At 31.1% G+C, this 18,756-nt stretch carries 23 protein-coding genes and 1 pseudogene; 11 read left to right on the forward strand and 13 right to left on the reverse strand.

Going from position 1 to position 18,756, the window contains the following annotated elements; all coding sequences use genetic code 11:
* Positions 1 to 8: 8 nt before the first annotated feature.
* The 3 genes from D1869_RS13320 to D1869_RS13330 are packed head-to-tail and all read left to right on the forward strand — an operon-like array spanning position 9 to position 2,825.
* Positions 9 to 1,553, forward strand: a complete 1,545-nt coding sequence (locus D1869_RS13320) for a protein kinase domain-containing protein (protein ID WP_156015555.1) — start codon at positions 9 to 11, stop codon at positions 1,551 to 1,553.
* Between the two features lie 23 nt (positions 1,554 to 1,576).
* Positions 1,577 to 1,837, forward strand: a complete 261-nt coding sequence (locus D1869_RS13325; RefSeq protein ID WP_156015556.1) for a hypothetical protein — start codon at positions 1,577 to 1,579, stop codon at positions 1,835 to 1,837.
* A complete protein-coding gene (locus D1869_RS13330) occupies positions 1,824 to 2,825 on the forward strand; it encodes an arginine deiminase family protein (protein ID WP_231113633.1) in 1,002 nt (333 codons plus the stop codon). The genes D1869_RS13325 and D1869_RS13330 overlap by 14 nt, the downstream gene beginning before the upstream one ends.
* Positions 2,826 to 2,832: 7 nt before the next feature.
* Here D1869_RS13330 and D1869_RS13335 read toward each other — a convergent pair whose 3' ends face one another.
* Positions 2,833 to 3,471: a peroxiredoxin gene (locus D1869_RS13335; protein WP_156015557.1), complete on the reverse strand. Its 639-nt coding sequence runs from the start codon at positions 3,469 to 3,471 to the stop codon at positions 2,833 to 2,835.
* Positions 3,472 to 3,934: 463 nt separating this feature from the next.
* Here D1869_RS13335 and D1869_RS13340 point away from each other — a divergent pair, with 463 nt between their 5' ends.
* Positions 3,935 to 5,005: a HoxN/HupN/NixA family nickel/cobalt transporter gene (locus tag D1869_RS13340; RefSeq protein ID WP_184651060.1), complete on the forward strand. Its 1,071-nt coding sequence runs from the start codon at positions 3,935 to 3,937 to the stop codon at positions 5,003 to 5,005.
* A gap of 4 nt (positions 5,006 to 5,009) precedes the next feature.
* Here D1869_RS13340 and D1869_RS13345 read toward each other — a convergent pair whose 3' ends face one another.
* Genes D1869_RS13345 through D1869_RS13355 form a run of 3 tightly spaced genes read right to left on the reverse strand, consistent with a single transcriptional unit; the run spans position 5,010 to position 6,916 of the window.
* A complete protein-coding gene (locus D1869_RS13345) occupies positions 5,010 to 5,327 on the reverse strand; it encodes a hypothetical protein (protein ID WP_156015559.1) in 318 nt (105 codons plus the stop codon).
* Positions 5,328 to 5,373: 46 nt separating this feature from the next.
* Positions 5,374 to 6,108 carry an ABC transporter permease gene (locus tag D1869_RS13350; RefSeq protein ID WP_184651061.1) on the reverse strand — a complete coding sequence of 245 codons (735 nt, stop codon included), beginning with the start codon at positions 6,106 to 6,108 and terminating at the stop codon, positions 5,374 to 5,376.
* Positions 6,086 to 6,916 carry an ABC transporter ATP-binding protein gene (locus tag D1869_RS13355; protein WP_156015561.1) on the reverse strand — a complete coding sequence of 277 codons (831 nt, stop codon included), beginning with the start codon at positions 6,914 to 6,916 and terminating at the stop codon, positions 6,086 to 6,088. The genes D1869_RS13350 and D1869_RS13355 overlap by 23 nt, the downstream gene beginning before the upstream one ends.
* A 13-nt stretch (positions 6,917 to 6,929) precedes the next feature.
* Here D1869_RS13355 and tsaA point away from each other — a divergent pair, with 13 nt between their 5' ends.
* A complete protein-coding gene (tsaA, locus tag D1869_RS13360) occupies positions 6,930 to 7,334 on the forward strand; it encodes a tRNA (N6-threonylcarbamoyladenosine(37)-N6)-methyltransferase TrmO (protein ID WP_156015562.1) in 405 nt (134 codons plus the stop codon).
* Here tsaA and D1869_RS13365 read toward each other — a convergent pair.
* On the reverse strand, positions 7,327 to 7,815 hold the full coding sequence (locus D1869_RS13365) for a hypothetical protein (protein WP_338056334.1): 489 nt from the start codon (positions 7,813 to 7,815) through the stop codon (positions 7,327 to 7,329). The genes tsaA and D1869_RS13365 overlap by 8 nt on opposite strands.
* A gap of 597 nt (positions 7,816 to 8,412) precedes the next feature.
* Between D1869_RS13365 and D1869_RS13370 the strand changes: the two genes are divergently transcribed.
* Positions 8,413 to 9,213 (forward strand): phosphorylase family protein, encoded by an 801-nt coding sequence (locus D1869_RS13370; RefSeq protein ID WP_184651058.1) that lies wholly within the window; start codon positions 8,413 to 8,415, stop codon positions 9,211 to 9,213.
* Between the two features lie 451 nt (positions 9,214 to 9,664).
* Here D1869_RS13370 and D1869_RS13375 read toward each other — a convergent pair whose 3' ends face one another.
* The 4 genes from D1869_RS13375 to D1869_RS13390 all read right to left on the reverse strand — a co-directional run bounded on the left by D1869_RS13375 (position 9,665) and on the right by D1869_RS13390 (position 12,119).
* On the reverse strand, positions 9,665 to 9,940 hold the full coding sequence (locus tag D1869_RS13375) for a hypothetical protein (protein ID WP_156015564.1): 276 nt from the start codon (positions 9,938 to 9,940) through the stop codon (positions 9,665 to 9,667).
* Positions 9,937 to 10,251: a hypothetical protein gene (locus D1869_RS13380; RefSeq protein ID WP_156015565.1), complete on the reverse strand. Its 315-nt coding sequence runs from the start codon at positions 10,249 to 10,251 to the stop codon at positions 9,937 to 9,939. The genes D1869_RS13375 and D1869_RS13380 overlap by 4 nt, the downstream gene beginning before the upstream one ends.
* A 6-nt stretch (positions 10,252 to 10,257) precedes the next feature.
* Entirely contained in the window at positions 10,258 to 10,653 is a 396-nt protein-coding gene (locus D1869_RS13385) for a hypothetical protein (RefSeq protein ID WP_156015566.1), read from the reverse strand.
* Between the two features lie 455 nt (positions 10,654 to 11,108).
* Complete coding sequence (locus D1869_RS13390) at positions 11,109 to 12,119, reverse strand: potassium channel family protein (RefSeq protein WP_156015567.1); 1,011 nt, start codon at positions 12,117 to 12,119, stop codon at positions 11,109 to 11,111.
* Between the two features lie 192 nt (positions 12,120 to 12,311).
* On the opposite strand from D1869_RS13390, the pseudogene D1869_RS13395 reads away from it, so the two are divergent.
* Positions 12,312 to 13,655: pseudogene (locus tag D1869_RS13395) on the forward strand (MFS transporter).
* Here D1869_RS13395 and D1869_RS13400 read toward each other — a convergent pair.
* On the reverse strand, positions 13,652 to 13,900 hold the full coding sequence (locus tag D1869_RS13400; RefSeq protein WP_052846801.1) for a hypothetical protein: 249 nt from the start codon (positions 13,898 to 13,900) through the stop codon (positions 13,652 to 13,654). The pseudogene D1869_RS13395 and the gene D1869_RS13400 sit on opposite strands and share 4 nt — an antisense overlap.
* The gene (locus D1869_RS13405) at positions 13,876 to 15,192 is read right to left on the reverse strand and encodes an APC family permease (RefSeq protein ID WP_156015568.1); all 1,317 of its coding nucleotides are present in this window, start codon (positions 15,190 to 15,192) and stop codon (positions 13,876 to 13,878) included. Before D1869_RS13405 ends, D1869_RS13400 begins: the two co-directional genes overlap by 25 nt.
* 32 nt (positions 15,193 to 15,224) lie before the next feature.
* Here D1869_RS13405 and D1869_RS13410 point away from each other — a divergent pair, with 32 nt between their 5' ends.
* The 3 genes from D1869_RS13410 to D1869_RS13420 all read left to right on the forward strand — a co-directional run bounded on the left by D1869_RS13410 (position 15,225) and on the right by D1869_RS13420 (position 16,340).
* The gene (locus tag D1869_RS13410) at positions 15,225 to 15,419 is read left to right on the forward strand and encodes a hypothetical protein (protein WP_156015569.1); all 195 of its coding nucleotides are present in this window, start codon (positions 15,225 to 15,227) and stop codon (positions 15,417 to 15,419) included.
* 63 nt (positions 15,420 to 15,482) lie between these two features.
* Positions 15,483 to 15,680: a hypothetical protein gene (locus D1869_RS13415; RefSeq protein ID WP_156015570.1), complete on the forward strand. Its 198-nt coding sequence runs from the start codon at positions 15,483 to 15,485 to the stop codon at positions 15,678 to 15,680.
* A 21-nt stretch (positions 15,681 to 15,701) separates the two neighbouring features.
* Positions 15,702 to 16,340: a hypothetical protein gene (locus D1869_RS13420; protein WP_156015571.1), complete on the forward strand. Its 639-nt coding sequence runs from the start codon at positions 15,702 to 15,704 to the stop codon at positions 16,338 to 16,340.
* Here the strand turns inward: D1869_RS13420 and D1869_RS13425 are convergent.
* A complete protein-coding gene (locus D1869_RS13425; RefSeq protein ID WP_156015572.1) occupies positions 16,333 to 16,674 on the reverse strand; it encodes a ferritin family protein in 342 nt (113 codons plus the stop codon). The two genes, D1869_RS13420 and D1869_RS13425, sit on opposite strands and share 8 nt — an antisense overlap.
* Positions 16,675 to 16,747: 73 nt before the next feature.
* Between D1869_RS13425 and D1869_RS13430 the strand changes: the two genes are divergently transcribed.
* Positions 16,748 to 17,743, forward strand: coding sequence for a coiled-coil domain-containing protein (locus D1869_RS13430; RefSeq protein ID WP_156015573.1), 996 nt, complete (start codon positions 16,748 to 16,750; stop codon positions 17,741 to 17,743).
* Here D1869_RS13430 and D1869_RS13435 read toward each other — a convergent pair.
* Entirely contained in the window at positions 17,727 to 18,740 is a 1,014-nt protein-coding gene (locus tag D1869_RS13435) for a DEAD/DEAH box helicase (protein WP_156015574.1), read from the reverse strand. The two genes, D1869_RS13430 and D1869_RS13435, sit on opposite strands and share 17 nt — an antisense overlap.
* Positions 18,741 to 18,756 lie beyond the last annotated feature (16 nt).

Raw genomic sequence — 18,756 nt, forward strand, 5'->3', positions numbered from 1 at the left:
TCAATATCGTGATTAGGGAGTTAATTAGAAAATTTGGGATAGTAGTTTTCTCGCTAGGCGTTATACTCTCCCTTTTTTCCATCTATGATCTCTTACTTTTACCGTTTTCTTTTCTCTTCAGCCTTGTCGGATACTTAGCTCTCCTTTTAATTTACCGTGATTATAAAAAGGCTTTAGTTGAAGCATTTAAAGTCCCTTCAATTATTATCTTAATCTTCATAGCCCTTTATATTTCAATTCACAAATTTCATTATTTTTATGAAATTGATGCTGGAATTTTCGGAGCAATAGTATATCTGATATTCAGATTAAGATGGAGTATTTGTAAAGAGACTAATTGCAAAACCATAATAAGATATTCAAAAAAGTCTCAAGATTATCTAAAATGCAAAAACTTGGTGAGATTTGCTGAATGTTTTGCTAAGGCTGACGAAGAATTTCTTTTTGTGCAAACTATTAGTAAAATGAAAAAGAGTGAGCTTGAAAAGATAAGTAACTCAGATTTACCAGCTAAATACTACTATTTACTTTCACAGTTTTATCTAGATAAAAGAGCTGAATTGCTAATGAGAGCATGTAAAGATGGTTATAGACAAGCTTGTAGTGAATGGAAACCAACAATGTGGAAAGGTCAAGAAATTAATGGCTATAAGATCGTTGATTTCATTTCTGAGGGTGGTTTAAGTTATATTTTAAAAGGGGAAAAGAAAGGAATTTTCTACGCTATAAAAATTCCTAAAATAAATCCTACTAGTTTTACTACAAAGAATATTAAGGAATTATTATTGGATATAAAAAACGAGGAAAGTGTTCTTGTTCAAATTTCTGAGAAATCAGACAATATAGTTAGAATTTATGCTGTACATTTTGATGAACCAGATATTTACGCTATACTTAGGGGGGATATTTTAACATATATAAAGAATCCTCCACATATAGTCCTCGAATACATGTCCGGTGGATCTGCAAACGATTACGATTTTACTAACCCTAGGTGGAGAAAAGTAGTGTACTTAATAATTGCTAAAATTGCATCAGCATTAGAAGTAATTCATAATAACGGGTATGTACATTCTGATGTTAAACCTCATAATATTCTTTTCACGTCTGCATTACCTAAAAAACCTGAAGAAGCTTTAAAAGGTCTGCTTAGCGGAAGGATAAAGGTAAAACTAAGTGATTTAGGAAGTGCTGTAAAGATAGGAGAAAAAGCATTTCAATTAACTCCAGAATATGCATCAATAGAGCATGTAAAATCAATGGTTTTATGTGGTATTTCACCATCCGATGATATTTATTCACTAGGTGCAACAGCATTTAAATTACTAACTGGTAAAGTATTAAATTCTCCTCAAATGTTACAAGTCTATAACGATTTCTTCTTAACGTTAAATGTTTCTTTATTAGATTCAAAACTTTATATGACGAGAGATTTTTCACCACTAAGAAACGTTGAACCGGATGTAGCTAACTTTATTGTTTATATGACATCACCTGGAAAAAGACCTAATGCGTCAGAAGTATTTAGATTCTTTTATTCGAAAGTTTTTTAATTTTCGCTTTCATATATTCAAATATGAAAGAAACAGAAAATGAGATAATAATTGAAGTTCCGAATTTACCTCCTATAAAGATAAATAAGAAAAATATTGAAAGGATTGAGAGTACAACTCCTCCAGATGATGTTTGTAAGTTAATAATGAATTTGTATGAAAAGGGTGTTATAGTTGCAGGAACAACTATTGACGGTAAAATCTCGTACTATAACATAAAGCCTGGTGAAAAATGTGTTAAAATAACTTTAAAGGACGGAAGAGTATTTTATGTCTCATCATAATATGTCTGCAAGAGCTGAATGGGAAAAATTAAGAGAAGTAGTTGTACACAAACCAGGTTACGAAGTATTATTTGCATTACTTAACCCTTCACAATTTCTTTTTGAAAGACCCTTCAGCTTAACTAAGGCTAGGAGAGAACATGATAAACTAAGAAAAACGTTAGAAAAAGAAGGAGTTAGAGTCCATAGATTAAAAGGTGTAATAATAACTAAAATGAGGAACAACTATTCTTTTTTGGAAAAAGTTAAAGGCCTTGTAGGAGTCGATACTGATGATCCTAATTATCTAATAGAACTTCTCATCCTAAACCCGGTTATAAAAAACGAGAATGTAATTATAGCCGACCCTTTACCTAACCTTTACTTTATGAGAGATCAACAGATTACAACAATTGATGGCGTAATAATAGGAAAAATGGCAACCAAACAGAGGGAAAGGGAAACAGAAGTTACTAAACTCTTTTGGGAAGCTTTAGGAATAAAGTACAAAGAAATCAAGAAGGGTAAACTGGAAGGAGGTGATTATTTTCCGATGAAAGATTTTCACATTATAGGTATTGGTAATAGGACTGATTTTACTGGAGCAACAAATCTGTTTAACTTAGGTGAGGTCGCTGTAGTATATGAGACTCGTAAGGAGTTTTTTCATTTAGACATGTTCTTTAACGTTCCATCGTCAAATACTGTTGTTGGTGTGAAGAAACTAATGGAAGAGAGTAGAACAGAAGTGTATAATCACGGAAAACTTGTTGAAGTAACTAATTTGTATGAATATATTAAAAAGAAGGGTTTTAACATAATAGAAATTGATGAGAATGAGGCTAAAATACAATTAGGCAATTTTCTAACCATCGATGATGGCAAGATAATTTCACCTAGATATAGTAGAAAGTTTAGGGAATTAGACGTTATTGAGGTTAATGTAGAAAACTTAACTGGAGGAAATGGAGGAATACATTGTATGACTGGAGTAGTTAGGAGAGGATAAAAAATACTCATATTTCTTTATACGTAAACCACCAATCAAATGGCTGATTTATTCTTAATTTAGCATCTTTAACTGTTCTTGGTGGCGGATTAATTACCTTATTCCCTATAAGCTCATTGTTAGGCCAATTTGCTGGAATAACTACACCGCTTTTATCTACTAACTGTAATGCTCTTATGCTTCTTAAAATCTCATCTATATTCCTTCCGATTTCCATGGGATAATACATAATTAACCTAACTATACCCTTATCATCGACGATAAATACAGCCCTAACGGTAGAGGTTGAGGATTCTGCATGTATCATTCCTAGTCTTTTTGCTACATTTCCCATAGGATCGGCTATAATTGGGAATGGAATTTCGACTTTCAAGTTCTTTTCTATCCACATAACCCATTCAATATGTGAGATATTACTATCTACTGAAAGTCCTATTAGCTCAGTGTTAAGCTTTTTGAATTCTTCAAATTTCTTTGCAAAAGAGTAAAACTCAGTTGTACAAACTGGTGTAAAATCTCCTGGATGGCTAAATAGTACAAACCATTTTCCTTGATAGTAGTCTGGTAACTTTATTTTACCATGTGTTGTTATTACTTCTATTTCTGGGAACTTTTCTCCTATTAGGGGAATTCTTCCTTCACTCATTTTGTATCTATTATTATTTACAACCTACTACTATTTAAGTTTAACTTATTCCTAATTCAAAGTAAATCTAATTTAAAAGTCTTTTTAAATAATATTGTGGCGAAGCTTAATAACGTATAAAAATCTTTTATGATTTCAGGAATGTTTAAAAGTTTTCAATTTCCCTTAAAATGAGGTTTATACTAAAAGTAGCACGTAAGTAAAACTGATGATCCAAAAGAGTAAATAAGAATTGACATAATCATAGAATATATAGAGTATGAGATAACTATAAAGTGTTAACTGAGTATTAGTCATAAAGGAAAGTAATAATAGTTGAAATCCAAATGATGAAAAGCCCATAAACTGAATTAATGAAGAGATGCGGGTACTCTGATTTTATACCAATTTTGTCAAATGCCTTTTGTTTGATGTGGATAACTTATCCAAAAAGTTTATAATATGGATAACTTATCCAAATATTATGGGTTCAAAATCCTTAACAAAAATGGTATTGATGGGTTTATTTTTTATTATAAATATTATTTTGACTATGATTTTTTATTTCACTTTATTTAATTTACCAAAGGAGAATTTGCAAATACAGACTGATAATGGTGTACTAACTGGAACTTTTATAACTCTTGGTATTTTAGCTTATACATTTGGATTAAGACATGCAGTAGACGCTGATCATCTTGCTGCTATAGACAATGTTACCAGAAAACTTCTTCAAGAAGGAAGAAACCCAGTGTTCGTTGGTACATTCTTCTCGTTAGGTCATTCAACTGTAGTTATCCTTCTAAGTCTGATGTTAGTCATAGCTTCAAGGTATGTTATAAATAGTTTACCAAACATAGAGAATATGGGTAGTATTATAGGAACTTTAGTGAGCGGAGGGTTTTTATATATAATAGCATTCTTGAACACTCTAGTACTTTTAGAATTATATGGAGTATATAAAACTATTAAGAGGGAGAAAAATCTTGATGAAGAGAAATTAAATGAACTTTTGCTGAAGAGGGGTTTCATGAATAGATTTTTCAGTAAATTGTTTAAGATAGTTACTTCAGAATGGCAAATGTACATTATAGGGTTTTTATTTGGTTTAGGCTTTGACACTGCAACTGAAGTGGCTATATTAGCTATATCTGCTACAGTAGCTGGAGCTTTCTCTTCAATCCCAATAACTACAATACTAATTTTGCCAGGATTGTTTGCACTAGGTATGAGTTTGATAGATACGCTTGATGGATTGTTTATGAGATCTGCTTACGGTTGGGCTTTCAGAAATCCTTTAGGGAAAATCTGGTATAATTTGACAATGACCTTCATATCAATCTTAGTAGCTTATGGAATTGGCACAATAGAATTGTTTGGTTTAATAGTTAGTGAGTTTAATCTTCATGGTCCATTTTGGGATCAAATAAATGCATTAAACAACGTATACTGGGAATCGATAGGTTATTTCGTGATACTAACTTTTGCTATAACATGGATAATTTCTGCTTTAGTATATAAAATGAGGATTAAGCAGTTAGGTATAAATAAGTAAGATCCTAAATAAGTTGGCCATCTTTTTTAATATCTCTTATAATTCTAAATATTTGAATCACAATATCATCTGGTATTATTGGTGATATATTAGGTTCACATTCTCCAAAATAATCGCAGTTATAGAGATACTTAGCTAAATAACCTGCTATAAATACTTTCCTTCCTACCCTTTTATCAATAAAATTACTTAGGATTTTCTTTTTATTTTCCATAGAGAGGGGTAATAAGTAAACTTTATTTATGAAGCATTCCCATGGATCTTTCTTCTGACTACAAAATTTGAAAATTTCTGGTAATATATAATCCTCAAAGTAATCCATGATTTTCACATTTCACTTTTAGCTTTAAAAATAGTATTTCACATAATCATACGCTTCTCCATCTACTATACCTAATGGATATATAATAAAAGATAAGGGTTTCTATCACCAGTAATATCCACGAAAATGCTAATAAACTCTTTGAAAGGGGAACTAAGTCGGAATAATTTTGAATAATCAGAGCTGACAATGTAGTTGGTAAAGGATAAAGTATATAAAAGAAAACTTTTGGCAATAAATAGTAAGGATAGAAGATAGGCGGGATAATGCTCAAAAAAGTAGATAATAAACCACCAATTCCCCAACTATATCTCATATGTGGAATTAAGGTACTTATAAAGAAACCTATTGCTGATGTATTAAACAGTAAAAGTAAAAGTAATAAGATCATAATTGGATTAAATAGTTTAAAGATTATTGAAAGTAACACGTAAACTATAATTCCAGGCAAAGAGTAAACAAGATTAGACAACATCAGTCCCAAAATGTAATCGTTTGGTGTAACTTCGCTAGAAACAAGTAGATCTTGTAATTTAACTTCAAGCCTTAGGTATGCAAAATCTGCTGTTGATGATAATCCATTACTAGCAATTACTGTAATTAATCCGCCTATTATTCCATAACCTAAAAAAGCTCCTCTTGAAATCATATATATTAAAAATAGTTCTGCTAAGGGTATTGCCATATACGTTAAAACATATATAAATCCTCTCTTAATTGAAGAGATACCATAGAATTTTATAAAAGCAATTAGAAAGTCAATTTTCTTCAAGACCTTCACCTGCATACAGTATAAATAAATCCTCTAAACTAATTGGTTTCACAACATATTTTCCTACAAAGTTTGATGCCTCTCTCTTATCTACATAAGTTATTCTTAGTCTACCAACTTTTATATCACCAATACCCTCTACTCTAACTTTATCTTTTAATTTCTCCAGTAAGGTTGTAACACTTCCCATTGCAATAATTTTTCCCTTATGTAAAAGTATAACTTCATCTGAAAGCTCTTCAGCTTCTTCCATATAATGGGTAGTTAATATAATTTTTCCCTTCATTGTCTTTAATATTGACCAAATTTCGGTTCTTGAATAGGGATCTAAACCGGTCGTAGGCTCATCAAGAAATATTACTTCTGAATTTGCAGCTAATGCCATAGCAACAAAGATCTTTCTTTTCATTCCTCCAGATAGTTCGTCAGAGGGCTTATCTTTTACTTCCCATAAACCTACTTCTTTTAAGGCTTCTCTAGCTACACTTTCAGATTCTGAAAGAGATAACCCTTTAGCTGTTAAAAACATAAGTAAATGTTCATAAGGAGATGCCATTCCTACCGGTTGCGCCTCTTGAGGTATAGAAGTAATTATTTTTCTAACTTTCTTAGCTTCTCTTATTACGTTATAACCTTCAACGTAAGCCTCTCCTTTAGTCGGTAAAAGTTGGGTTGACAAAATCCTTGTGAGAGTAGTTTTCCCAGCTCCATTTCTTCCTAAAAGGGTTAAAATCTTCACATTACTAGAAAATGTAATATTGTCAAGAGCAATAGTTCCATCTTTGTAAATCTTAGTTAAATTAATAGTTTCTATCACAAATTACTATATAATGAGTGTATGCTTTAAGTACATTGGTTATATAAAGAGAAAAGACAATTCTGCCTCAAGGCACGAAATCGTAGAAGTAATTATTAACAAGGAATATGAGGAAGGACTAATTGGAATAGAAGAATTTTCTCATATAATCTTAGTGTATCATTTACATTTGGTTAATGAGTATAGAATAGTAAGGGATAGAGATAATATAAAGATTGGTGTATTTGCTACAAGATCTCAATTTAGACCAAACCCTATTGGGATTTCCGTATGTGAGTTAATAAAAAGAGAGAGGAATGTATTATATGTTAGAGGAGTTAACGCATATGACGGTACTCCAGTTCTTGATATAAAACCTTATGATGAGTGGGATAGGATTGAAAAAATTAGAGTACCTTTTTGGCACAATGCTAGATAGTAACTACTCTCTTTACAAATTTACATTTCTGAAGGAGAAGTAGTTTATTTACGGAAGAAGGTACTACGACTTCGTCTACTGTAATGATAGAGTCTATGTATTGATCTATTGTTTGTTGGTCAATATCATCTAGTATTAACCTCTTAATATTTCTAAATGATACTGGTTTACCTAATCCTATAATCTCATTCTTTGTTATACGGAGCTCTTCTAAATCTGATACTATGAATATATTTTTCCCAGCTTCATTATACCCTTCAACAAAGGCTTTTCCCACATTTATTGCCTTCTGGGTAGCCTCATCAATTTTTTCACCGACTTTCCCAGCTAATCCCAAGAAAGTCATCATTGCTTGATTCATAACTTCACCTACAGTTTTCCCAGAGTTTCTTGCTATATTAACCATTCTTTCGTACAAATCTCTATTGACTCCTCGTATCGTAACAGTTTTTTTGTTTTCATCTTGTTGATTGTTTGACATGTCTAACATGTAATACATAGTTTGCAAATAAAAAATTTTCCACGAGTATATGTAAGTTTAAGAATTATCATGATGAAGTTTCATATCATAAACAAGATATAAAAGAAGCAAAATCTAAAATGGTTTGTATTATATCTAATTCTCTATATAGACTATGACTTTATGAAATATAAAACTTAGCTTTAGGCTTTATAGTAATTAGGATTTATTTCATCATTTAATAGTCTAAAATTGATGATAGCTTCAAATTTTATCAGAGCCTACTTGGAACTTACTTTTAAATTAACGATTGATTTTGAATTTAAGAAAATTGATTAGTTTATCAACCAAGAAAATTGAAGGATGGTCAATTTAAGAGTCTTTTGCGATTTTTGATTATATCAGTAGTGTGAGATTTTAACCGTTAAATATATATTAAGTAATATTTATATGTGGTGAGTAAAAGCGTATAATAAGGAGATTATAATTTAAACTACCCAGAATATTTACGGATATTGTGTTAATTCTAGGAAAATTACAATTCTCAATAAAGCCCTTGATTGACTCTGAGGGATTTAACAAACCAGTTTATATATCGATTTTCTTAGAAGTAGTTTGATGATATTTGGTGATTTCATTAGAAATAAAGAGATAAGAAAAAGAGTCATAAAGGAGGAACTTGGAGTGGAGGAAGATGAAATCCCAGAAAGGGTAGTAGTAACACCTATGCCATTTAATACTCAATTTCCAAAAAACTTCGAAGACATACTAATTAATATGGGTATTAAAGTAAATAGGTTGAAGGTAGAAGACCAAATACTTCAGCAATTTCAAGGAAATTTATTTCTTGAAAAAGACGGTAGTAGGGGATTTATTGCATTTATAGGTAGAGGTTTGATAGATTTCACCGAGAGAATACGGATTTTAGCTATGATTTCGCAGATTAAAGATATATTATTTATAGGTACTGCAGGATCCTTATCTAATGAAATATTAATAGGGGATTTAAATATACCAAAGTACGTTGTCCCGTTCGAAAACGTAAGTGATTTTTATGTTGATCCTACAATAGCAATTCCGCAAGCTGACGAAACTCTTTTGAACGAAATTTATGAATATGCTAAGGAAACTGAAGCTAAAGCATATTCGGCATTACATGCGACAATCCTTTTCCCTTATTCCGAAACTACTGAGTTTTTAAACTACTTAGTAAATATAGGTGTTTCTACAATAGATATGGAAGTTAGTGCTTTTTATAAGGTAGCCAAATTTTACGGTAAAAGAGCGGTAGCGGTATTACGAATTTCAGATATGCCTCTAATAGAACTACATAAACAAAAGGAGCTAATTAAAGTGAGAAGGGAAATAGCAATTAATGCAATTTTTAAAATTGTGTTAAGATTCTTAAAACTGATTTAATCTCGCATGATCTATATCCCTATAGATTTTTAATTCCGCTGAGATGTTAAAGATGAGTCTTATAGAACCTTATATGAGTAGCATTTATAGGAAAATCGTTACATTCACACGTTATGTTAAAAATGCATAAAAAATATCTTCTTAGTAGTTGAAAATTTCCTTTTAGTAAGCGACATGATTAAGAAATTAAATTAAAATATTTATTAATTTATGAACAAATATTATGATTTTTATGGTAAAGGCGTTCAGTAATAAAATCTTTCGGTCAAACTTCAGTTATAATGCCAACTAGGATTTTGCCCCTGTAGGAATTTCTTTAAACTACTAATTTGATTATTTCTTTGTAGAATTATACTAATTCTATGTAAAAATACAACTAGTAAAGAGTGTGTGGACGATCTAAATAAGGTCTCTTACGAAAATAAAAAGGCTAATTGATGATTAAAACGTTCTAGATTCTTAGAGACTGTGGTACTTGGACAGCTAATTTAGATACTATAGCCTTCTTTACTTCGTCCTTTTCAAAACCTATGCATTGTATAGCTACTAATTTGTTCTTACTCGTATCTATTTCAAGAATGCATATCGAATCATAATTTAGACAATGAAGGATTATTTTAGTTAAAGTTCCAGGTTTAATTTCTACCTTGTACATAACTTCTATACCGTGAATTAGTAGTCTAAACTTATCATTATCTATCCATTGTACATCTTTAAACACAATCACCTTTCTATCACCACTGTGATATCTGATTTGACACATATTTTCTGGTTCTTAAATAGAGGTTTAAGTTCTTCTTGTAGAGTTTTTGCTATACATTCACAATATTCTCCTCCTTCAATTATCTCGTACTCAAAGATGTAACTAGAGAGGAAGGGCGGAGGCTTATAATTCGCTAGATGATCATGAGAGCAATCAACATATAATACTTTATTTTGCGTTCTAATGATCACTACCACATCTTTCATAAATGCATATTTACCCCTAACTTCAGAAGGAAAAATTCTAATAGTTTTGTAAGGTACTTTTATTAACATTATCTATCAACCAAATATCTTTTTTTGTATTCTTCTATACAAGTACAATACACCTAATTGTATTACGCATAATCCTATAATAGTTAGGGCCAAATCTACTATATATAGTGGTAAGGAAAAGAATGATAGATACAGAGAATATATCACAATTGCTATAACCGATTTCATAATCCCATATATGACTGCATCTTTTAATTGAGCTATTATTAGTCCAAGAATAACTCCGTTTACGACTGCTGACCATAAGGGAACTGCGAATAAAAGTGAAAATATTAAACTACCCTTAGCTAGACCTAAGCTCTCCAATGCAGTATAGATAGAGGCTGAGAAAAATATATTTACAAAATAAAGGAGACCGCCAATAAACCTAATAGTGCTTAATTGTTTTTCAAGTCCTTCCATTTAATCACCACAAATAATATATAGACATTATACCTTTATATATTTATATTAATAAAAGTACAAAAACTTAACAATTATTTAATTAAAACTTTCTAAAAACAAGTTAAAAAATTATAAATTAAACTAGATTTGATTAAATTTAAATTTTCAGACGTATAGTCATAGTTTCGTAAATATATTACAAAATACATATTAACTCTCTACTTAACTTCTATCAAAATGAAAATTAAATCTCTCCACTATTAAATCGATAGAAAGGTATTCATTATAATGTATAACACTGTGTAAAATCATATTTGTTTTATGGGTTAGCTATTAAATTCTTAATCATACATAAAGGGGAGGTAAACTATTTCTTAGGATAACAGGGAAAAGATAATAAACAAGTTACTTTGAAATCTTGTACTTAACTTTATGACCAGATCTATGGATCTAGTTAGAATAGGAAGGCACTCTCACTCAACTAATTTACTAATATCCTTAAATTTTAGCGGGTTTCCAAGAACAAATAATATTTCTCCTGGTTTTACTTCAGTTTCCTTAGTAAAGTAAGGATCCAATTTTCCATCATGAAGTATTGCTATTGGTATTGTACCTTCTGGAAGTTCACTTAACTTAAAGTTTTTCTTTACTTCAAAAACTCCGATTGAATAATCCCTATCGCTTGATGGATAAACAATTCCTGCAAAGTTCTTTGAGATAGATGCTGATGCCATAATCCTACCCATAAATTCTTCAAAAGGAATTATAATATCTGCTCCTGCTGTTTTAAATACGTCAATCAGTGACGAGTCCTTTATCATCGTTACAATTGTTAATGGTGGATTTAGCTTTTGGACTTTTAGTGTGATTAGTAGTGTTTGTGAATCATCTTCCATAGCTATTATTGCCGAGCTAGCATTTTTTATTCCAGCAGAGAGTAAGTTATTTTCATCATTAGGATCACCAAAGATTACCTTATCACTCTTCAATTCGTCATAAAGCTTTTTGGAACTAGTAACTACTACGTAGTCTTTCCCTAATATTTCAAGCCTTTTAACCGCAGATAGAATACTTTCTGTATTACCAATTACTACAATATGCCCCTTCATAAGCTTCCCTCTCCATCTTGCTCTAGCATCTATCCAAGTATTCCTATTTAATATTGTAGATATTAAAGATTGGGCCATACTAGCAAATAATCCTACAGTGAACAATATCATTACTGTAAGGAATAACTTCTCTTGAGAGGGCATTTGATATATATCTGGTGCATAAAGTCCTACTGTTGTAATAACATTTACTGCTGCATATATTGCTGAAATCCAATCTAGTCCTTGATAATATACAAAAACGAGTGCTATAGTATAAACAACTATACTAAGTAAAACTAGTTGAACATAAATCCTTCTTAAAACGGAATAAGGTGCCGCAATGGTTTCTAAAATTCTAATGACGTATTTATTCCAAATCCTTATCTTATCCACAATTTTAAATTATAGTTTAGAATAATAAGACTAATGCTAGAGCTGTTAAAACTATAATTACAAAAATTCAAAGTTACCTAAAGCTTATATATTCTTAAAAAGTATAAATTTCTGATGTCAGACAAGCCTACAAAAGAACAAATCTATAAAAAAGTGGCTGAGTTGACTGCAAGAATTGATAGATTACCTACTATGGTTTTACCAGTCTCGGTAATTCTTGCATTAGCATTTGGATACTTTATAGCATTGTACGATGTAATAGATATTGGTATTGCCTTCTCCGGAACATCCCTACCATATACTGGCTTAACTTCAACCCAGGCTTCTATTGTAGTCTCTATGGGATTAGCTGGCTATATTCCAGGGGCAATATTGTTGGGATTTTTTGCTGATAAGTACGGTAGGAAACCAATGTTAATGTTTACTGCATTACTAACAGCTATAGGAAGCTTAGGAAACGCATTATCATTTAATTTCCCAATGTTTATAGTCTTTAGATTTATAACTGGTATGGGAATAGGCGGTGATTTAATATTAGTACCGACTTACATAGTAGAAATGGTTCCAGCAGTAAAAAGAGGACAGTATTTTAACCTAGTTTATATTGCTGGATGGGCTGGTTTAGGATTAGGACCCTTTTTAGCCTCAGTAATTGACTTATTAAACCCAGCAATTGGTTAGAGGGTAATATTCTTAATTGGTGCTACTTTAGCATTTATAGTATTGATAATAAGGTCTCATGCTAGTGAAACTGTAAGAATGTTAGCGTTAAAAGGAAAACTTGATGAAGCTGAAAAAATTGTAGCTGAAATGGAAGAGAAAGCAATACAGAAGACAGGTATGCAATTACCTCCTTATAATCCCTTAAATTATAAGGTTGAGGAGAAAAACCCATTCACTGTATTTAAGAACAAGAAATACGCAATAAGGATAATCTCAGTAATGTTGTCTATCTTCTTCTTCTATTTCGGAGAATATCCATACTTAACAGAGTTCTTATTATGGGCTGGAGGATTATCAAATCTTACAAAGGCCCAGATTAACGAGTTAACGTTTTTATATGGTTTGGCTGGTGTTGCAACATTTTTAGGGGCCATAGCATTAAGATTCATAGTTGAAAAAGTAAGGAGAGCTATTTTGACTACTTTAGCATATTTTGTAGGAATGTTATTAGGAGTATTAGTTGCTACCATAGGTACTATTAACTATAATATACCCTTAGCATTTGGAGGAATGCTATTGACAAACTTCATTGGTGTAGGATGGAGTAATCAGTTAAATTACTTAAATGGAACTGAAAATGTGCCTACATATGCTAGGGCAACATCGTTTGCTTTCAGTGACGGTGCTGCCCATTTGGGAGCTGCAATATCAACAGCTATAATACTGCCAATTATAAGTAGTATAGGTGCTCTACCAACTTGGGTGTTATTCCAAGTACCAATGGTTATTATGGGGATTGTATTAATCTTTGTATTACCTAATACAATTGGCCAAAGTTTAGAGAAGATAAATGAAGCTGAAGCAGGGGTTTAAATCCTAAGGCATTCTTTAATTTTTTCTATTAGTATTTCTGCGTCATCTTTTTCTATGTGAACAAAATATCTCCAACTTTCGTCATTGAGGGAAGGAAAGTGTAAAATAATATTAGATATTGCTTTACATTCTTCGTTATTTTCTATTTTATCTGGATTATTCTTTAAAAATTGTTTAATAAAATTTATAGCAGTTAAAGGTTTTCCCATTCTAACTAGTTTTAATGCATATTCAATTTCCTCCATTCTAATCCCCAGCTTATAGTTCCTATTATTACACCTCCAATTAATGAAAGTATTCCAACTAATGTTGTTAAACCAGAATAAGGCACTATATTTGAATAAACACCATATCCCATTAAAATAACCGCTGAAATTGATAACAAGATATGATAAAGTCTAAATCCTATCATTTTCTTTGAAAATACTGGAAATAAAGCAGATACTATTACATGTGAACCGTACAAAGTAACTAAGGAAGCTTCTGTAGTAAGTGAGTATACTAGGGCAAACTCACCAGTAATCCCAGCTATTAAATTGACTAGAAGAAAGAACAATGCTACTATTAAGATTGATTTTAACATATCTTTTCTAATTAAACTGTAAGTTAATCTAGATAGGGCTACATATGCTGCAGTTACAGAACCAATTAAACTGTTTATAGTAAAGATAAATATCAATAATGCCATGCTACTTCCCATAAGCTTTTGGGCAATATAATATGCTGGATATTGAGTGACATTTAATAGGTTTTTCATGCCGGAATTTGAATAACCAGCAAACGCAATTTCAAAATATGAAGCAAAAAGTACTGAAATCGACGCTATCCAATAAGCATAAAGATAAGATTTTGCTACTGTTTTTCCTTTCCCTACAGCTTCATAACCTAGAAAGAACGATGCGCCACCACCGGCAAGTGTAAAACCTACTGCTAAGGCTCCTGAAAAGAAATCTGATACTGGTACTGAAACCCTTAATGGGCTCAAAGAGAACCCTGTAATAGATATTACTTTTATTCCTAAGACAAATATTAGAATAACTTCAATAGTTGAAGTTAAGAGTGCATAAAAAAGTGGTGGTCTTATTCCGCTTAAAAGCAAAAGAGTTAGAACTATAGGAATTAAAATTTCTATGGTAGTGACTACAATAGGTGAAAGTGAGAATTCGGAAGTTATTACTATTCCAGTAAGGTAAGTTGTAGCTGAAGGTAAATATATAGCATAACTTATCCAATACAACCAGCCAGCGATTTTACCTAAAAGTTCACCACCACTTCTTCTAGCAAATTCATATATACCGCCAGTAGAGGCAATCACTTTTGAGTATTCATACCCAATTAATACCCACAAAAAGTAGATTAATACACCAAAAACTCCAGCTATAAATGTTGATGATAGTGAATACTGAAGAGCATATGTTAAATACGCTGAGGCAGAACCTAAGGGGGCTATAGAACTCAAAGATTGTGCATAAACAAGATAAGTTGGTATAGTATTTTCTTTCGGCTCTAATTTCTTGGATAAGTTATCCATACGCATAATTTAAATAAAGCTAATTTAATTTTTTTCTCATGGACAAGGAAAAGATAAAAAACATGTTAGAAGAACTTAAAGATGAAATAGACTCAATTTCTTCAGAAATAGACGACTTATTAGATAGCATAGATGGTTTAAGCGAAGATGAATTAAAGAACAAGATAAATGATATTGTAGACTCAATTGCAGATTTAAAGGATGATGCTAGAGATTTACAGAAATCAATCTAATTTTTTATCATACCGTATTATTTTAAAGATAAATTTAAATTTGTGAAGTTTAATAATTAATTCATGCTTATTACACCTGAATTAGCGATAAAGATAATATTTACTTTAATAGGTATTATTACCGGTTTTTACGGAGTAATGCATATATTATTTTATAAATTACAACTTCCAGGCTTTGAAGGAAAATGGGTTATGAACATGTCCGCAACATTATTAACTATTTCCGTAGTATTAATTATATTAGCCTATACTTTTATTTAGTCTCCTTAATAACTTTGTAAGATGATAAGGATTGGAAAAATAGGGAAAGATGAAGAAGAGTATTATTTCGCTTTTGATAATGGAAAATGGAGGCAAATTAAAGTCAAAAATAAGATATGGCGTTCTATAAAGGGTTTAAAATATATGGAGGGAGAAATTGATGAAAAGGATGGAACTATTATAAAAAGAGTATACAAGAAGAGTGAAAGAGTATTTGTTAATTATTACGTAATTGATAATAGCAATTTGAAGGAACTGGAACTAAAATGTGAGGAGAAAGATAAAATCCTTGGGAAAACTCTTTATGTCTGTGATTATGAAAATAAAATAAAATTTTATCAATATGAAGGAGACCTTTTTGAGGATAAATTACAACTGCAGAATTATATTTACAATAAATTAAAAAAGGAATTTGATAATGAACTTATAAAGGTTGAAGGAAAAGTTAAGGTTGAGACGGATAAGGCGTATCTTTTCTCTATTAAAGGAAAGGAAATTTGGATTCCAAAGAGTATTTGTACTTTAGGAGAAGGTTATATTGAATTACCACTTTGGTTTGCAAAAAGTAAATCATTAATAAGTGACAAAGAGTACAATCAAATAATTAATGAGAAGATGAAAAAGTACGAAGATGAATTAAGCAAGATTGTATTCATTTAATAAAATGATGTTTCTCGTCCTCTACTATCTTAGCTATCTCTCCACTTATGTCAAAGTTTTTATAGTAAAAATCCAAGGCTTGAGACTCTACTTTGTTCACTACTCTTCTTATTGCAGCCATACCCATTATTCCAACTAATATTCCTACAACAAAGAGAGTATAATAAACTGGTTTTTCCAGCAAACTCCTTTTAAACTTCTTAAAATATTCCCAATGTGAAAGTTCATTTTCATACGCTATACGAAATCTTTCCTCTTTTCTTATTATATAAATCCCTTTTGCTAAGCCAGTAGCTCCAGCTTCACCTAGTAAAGCAAGAAAGTATTTATCCATGTGAAACTTTTAGATAAATGAGAATAAAAAGAAGTGTAAACATTTTTATTTCATGCTACAAAGATGATAAATAATGAGTATTGATGAAATAATTAATAATCCAGAGATATTTAACAAGTTAGTTTCAAAAGTTTATGAACAAATTAAAAATGACATCATAATAAAAAGATTAGATGGTATAGAGGAATTAACCAGAACTACTTATGATCATGTAGTTCTTATATGGGAAAAATTAGCAGATATTGAAAGTAAAATACTAAAATCTTATGAAATATCAGAAAATTATTCAAAACAGTTATATGAAATTAATAAGAGGCTTGAGGAAATAGAAAAGATTCTTCAAGAGCATTCTAAGAGGCTAGAGGAAATGAATAAAGCACTGTTGGATCATAGTAAAATTTTAGAGGAGCATTCTAAGAGGCTTGAAGAGTTAGAGAAGGCTCTTCGAGAACACTCTAAATTTTTAGAGGAGCATTCTAAGAGGCTTGAGGAGATGAATAAAGTATTGTTAGAACATACTAAACTTCTTGAAGAGCATTCTAGGAAATTTGATGAGGTAAATAAGAGGCTTGAGGAGCATAATAAAATTCTAATGGAACATGCAAAGGTAATAGAAGAGCTTGTCAAGTCAATTGGAGAATTTAAAGATTATGTGGATAAAAGATTTACAAGACTAGAAATAATGTTCAACTCGTTTACGTCTAGAGCCGGTCACCATATTGAAAAAACCATGTTAGAGTTATACAAAGAGGGATTAATACTTCATGGCATTAATGCTTCAAATATTAAACATGGTTTTATAGAAAGTAAGAAAAAAGGAAAGAAGTACGAAGTGGATTTCTACGAGACTAATGATTATATTTACATTTTCGAGATTAAGAACTTATGTGATGATACAGCAGCTATTGAGCAATTAGAGAACAGGAAGGAGGCTTTTGAAGAGAACTTTCCAGGAAAAAAGGTTAAAATGTTTCTAGTTTGTAATTCAATACAAGATAAGATTAAGGAACTAGCAGAAAGTGAAGGTATAGTAGTAATAACTGGAAATGTATTTATGCTTTCTGACTAATTTTCTTAATCTCTTTCTCCAACCAATACTCATTTAATATAAAAGTTATTGCCTCACCTTTCCTTCCCATTCTTCCGGTCCTTCCGATTCTGTGTATATAGGTTCTTAAATCCTGTGGTGCATCAAAATTTATTACTTTTTCTACTAGTGGAATATCTAAACCCCTAGATGCTACATCAGTAGTTATTAACATATCATATTCTCCTTCTCTAAATGCATCAATATTTCTATTTCTGATACTTTGTGGTAAATCTCCTCTTAATTCTATTGCGTTATCAAATAACCTAACTAGTTTTGCAACTCTGTTTCTTGTTCTTACGAAGACTATAACACCTTTATCTTTATTCTCTCTTAGAGCTTGAACTTTACTTCTCCAATCGTCCTTTACGTGAACAAATTTATGTTCTACGTTTGCCAATCCAATACAAGCCTCTATTTCTTCATAGCTAGTAATGAAATCTTTCACTACTTTTCTTATTTCCTCTGGTATAGTAGCTGAAAATAGTCCGGTAATCTTCCTGTTGCTCGTCTGAGCTAAGATTATCTTTATATCATCAATAAAACCCATTTCAAACATCAGGTCAGCTTCATCAATTATCACAATTTCAAAAGATGATAGATCAATGACACCCTTACTCCACAAGTCAAGCAACCTTCCGGGAGTAGCTACAACAATATCAGCATTTTTAACTCTATTAATTTGTGTTTTGTATGGCATTCCGCCATAAACTTCCGCAACTTTAGTATCCATATATCTTCCTATATCTCTGATGTGAGAGGCCACTTGTCTTGTTAGTTCTCTTGTAGGTGTTATCACTAAACTTTTCATTCCTAGCTCAAGAATTGGTATAGCATAAGCTGCAGTTTTCCCGCTTCCAGTCTTTGCTCTCACTACCACATTTTTTCCTTGTAACATCAAAGGAATTGTTTTTGATTGAACTTCTGTAAAATTCTTGAAACCCATTTCTCTAATTGCTTGTTCTATTTTTTCATTCATAAGGTATAACTCACAA

Origin of the sequence: Sulfurisphaera ohwakuensis (assembly GCF_009729055.1) — an archaeon.
Taxonomy (GTDB): domain Archaea; phylum Thermoproteota; class Thermoprotei_A; order Sulfolobales; family Sulfolobaceae; genus Sulfurisphaera; species Sulfurisphaera ohwakuensis.

Coding starts and splice junctions, on each gene's coding strand:
- D1869_RS13365 (WP_338056334.1), bottom strand. CDS start 7,815: ATGTCAAACAATCAACAAGATGAAAACAAAAAAACTGTTACGATACGA.
- D1869_RS13385 (WP_156015566.1), bottom strand. CDS start 10,653: ATGGAAGGACTTGAAAAACAATTAAGCACTATTAGGTTTATTGGCGGT.
- D1869_RS13425 (WP_156015572.1), bottom strand. CDS start 16,674: ATGGATAAATACTTTCTTGCTTTACTAGGTGAAGCTGGAGCTACTGGC.
- D1869_RS13340 (WP_184651060.1), top strand. CDS start 3,935: ATGGGTTCAAAATCCTTAACAAAAATGGTATTGATGGGTTTATTTTTT.
- D1869_RS13430 (WP_156015573.1), top strand. CDS start 16,748: ATGAGTATTGATGAAATAATTAATAATCCAGAGATATTTAACAAGTTA.
- D1869_RS13345 (WP_156015559.1), bottom strand. CDS start 5,327: ATGGATTACTTTGAGGATTATATATTACCAGAAATTTTCAAATTTTGT.
- tsaA (WP_156015562.1), top strand. CDS start 6,930: ATGAGTGTATGCTTTAAGTACATTGGTTATATAAAGAGAAAAGACAAT.
- D1869_RS13380 (WP_156015565.1), bottom strand. CDS start 10,251: ATGTTAATAAAAGTACCTTACAAAACTATTAGAATTTTTCCTTCTGAA.
- D1869_RS13410 (WP_156015569.1), top strand. CDS start 15,225: ATGGACAAGGAAAAGATAAAAAACATGTTAGAAGAACTTAAAGATGAA.
- D1869_RS13370 (WP_184651058.1), top strand. CDS start 8,413: ATGATATTTGGTGATTTCATTAGAAATAAAGAGATAAGAAAAAGAGTC.
- D1869_RS13415 (WP_156015570.1), top strand. CDS start 15,483: ATGCTTATTACACCTGAATTAGCGATAAAGATAATATTTACTTTAATA.
- D1869_RS13325 (WP_156015556.1), top strand. CDS start 1,577: ATGAAAGAAACAGAAAATGAGATAATAATTGAAGTTCCGAATTTACCT.
- D1869_RS13400 (WP_052846801.1), bottom strand. CDS start 13,900: ATGGAGGAAATTGAATATGCATTAAAACTAGTTAGAATGGGAAAACCT.
- D1869_RS13435 (WP_156015574.1), bottom strand. CDS start 18,740: ATGAATGAAAAAATAGAACAAGCAATTAGAGAAATGGGTTTCAAGAAT.
- D1869_RS13420 (WP_156015571.1), top strand. CDS start 15,702: ATGATAAGGATTGGAAAAATAGGGAAAGATGAAGAAGAGTATTATTTC.
- D1869_RS13330 (WP_231113633.1), top strand. CDS start 1,824: ATGTCTCATCATAATATGTCTGCAAGAGCTGAATGGGAAAAATTAAGA.
- D1869_RS13405 (WP_156015568.1), bottom strand. CDS start 15,192: ATGCGTATGGATAACTTATCCAAGAAATTAGAGCCGAAAGAAAATACT.
- D1869_RS13335 (WP_156015557.1), bottom strand. CDS start 3,471: ATGAGTGAAGGAAGAATTCCCCTAATAGGAGAAAAGTTCCCAGAAATA.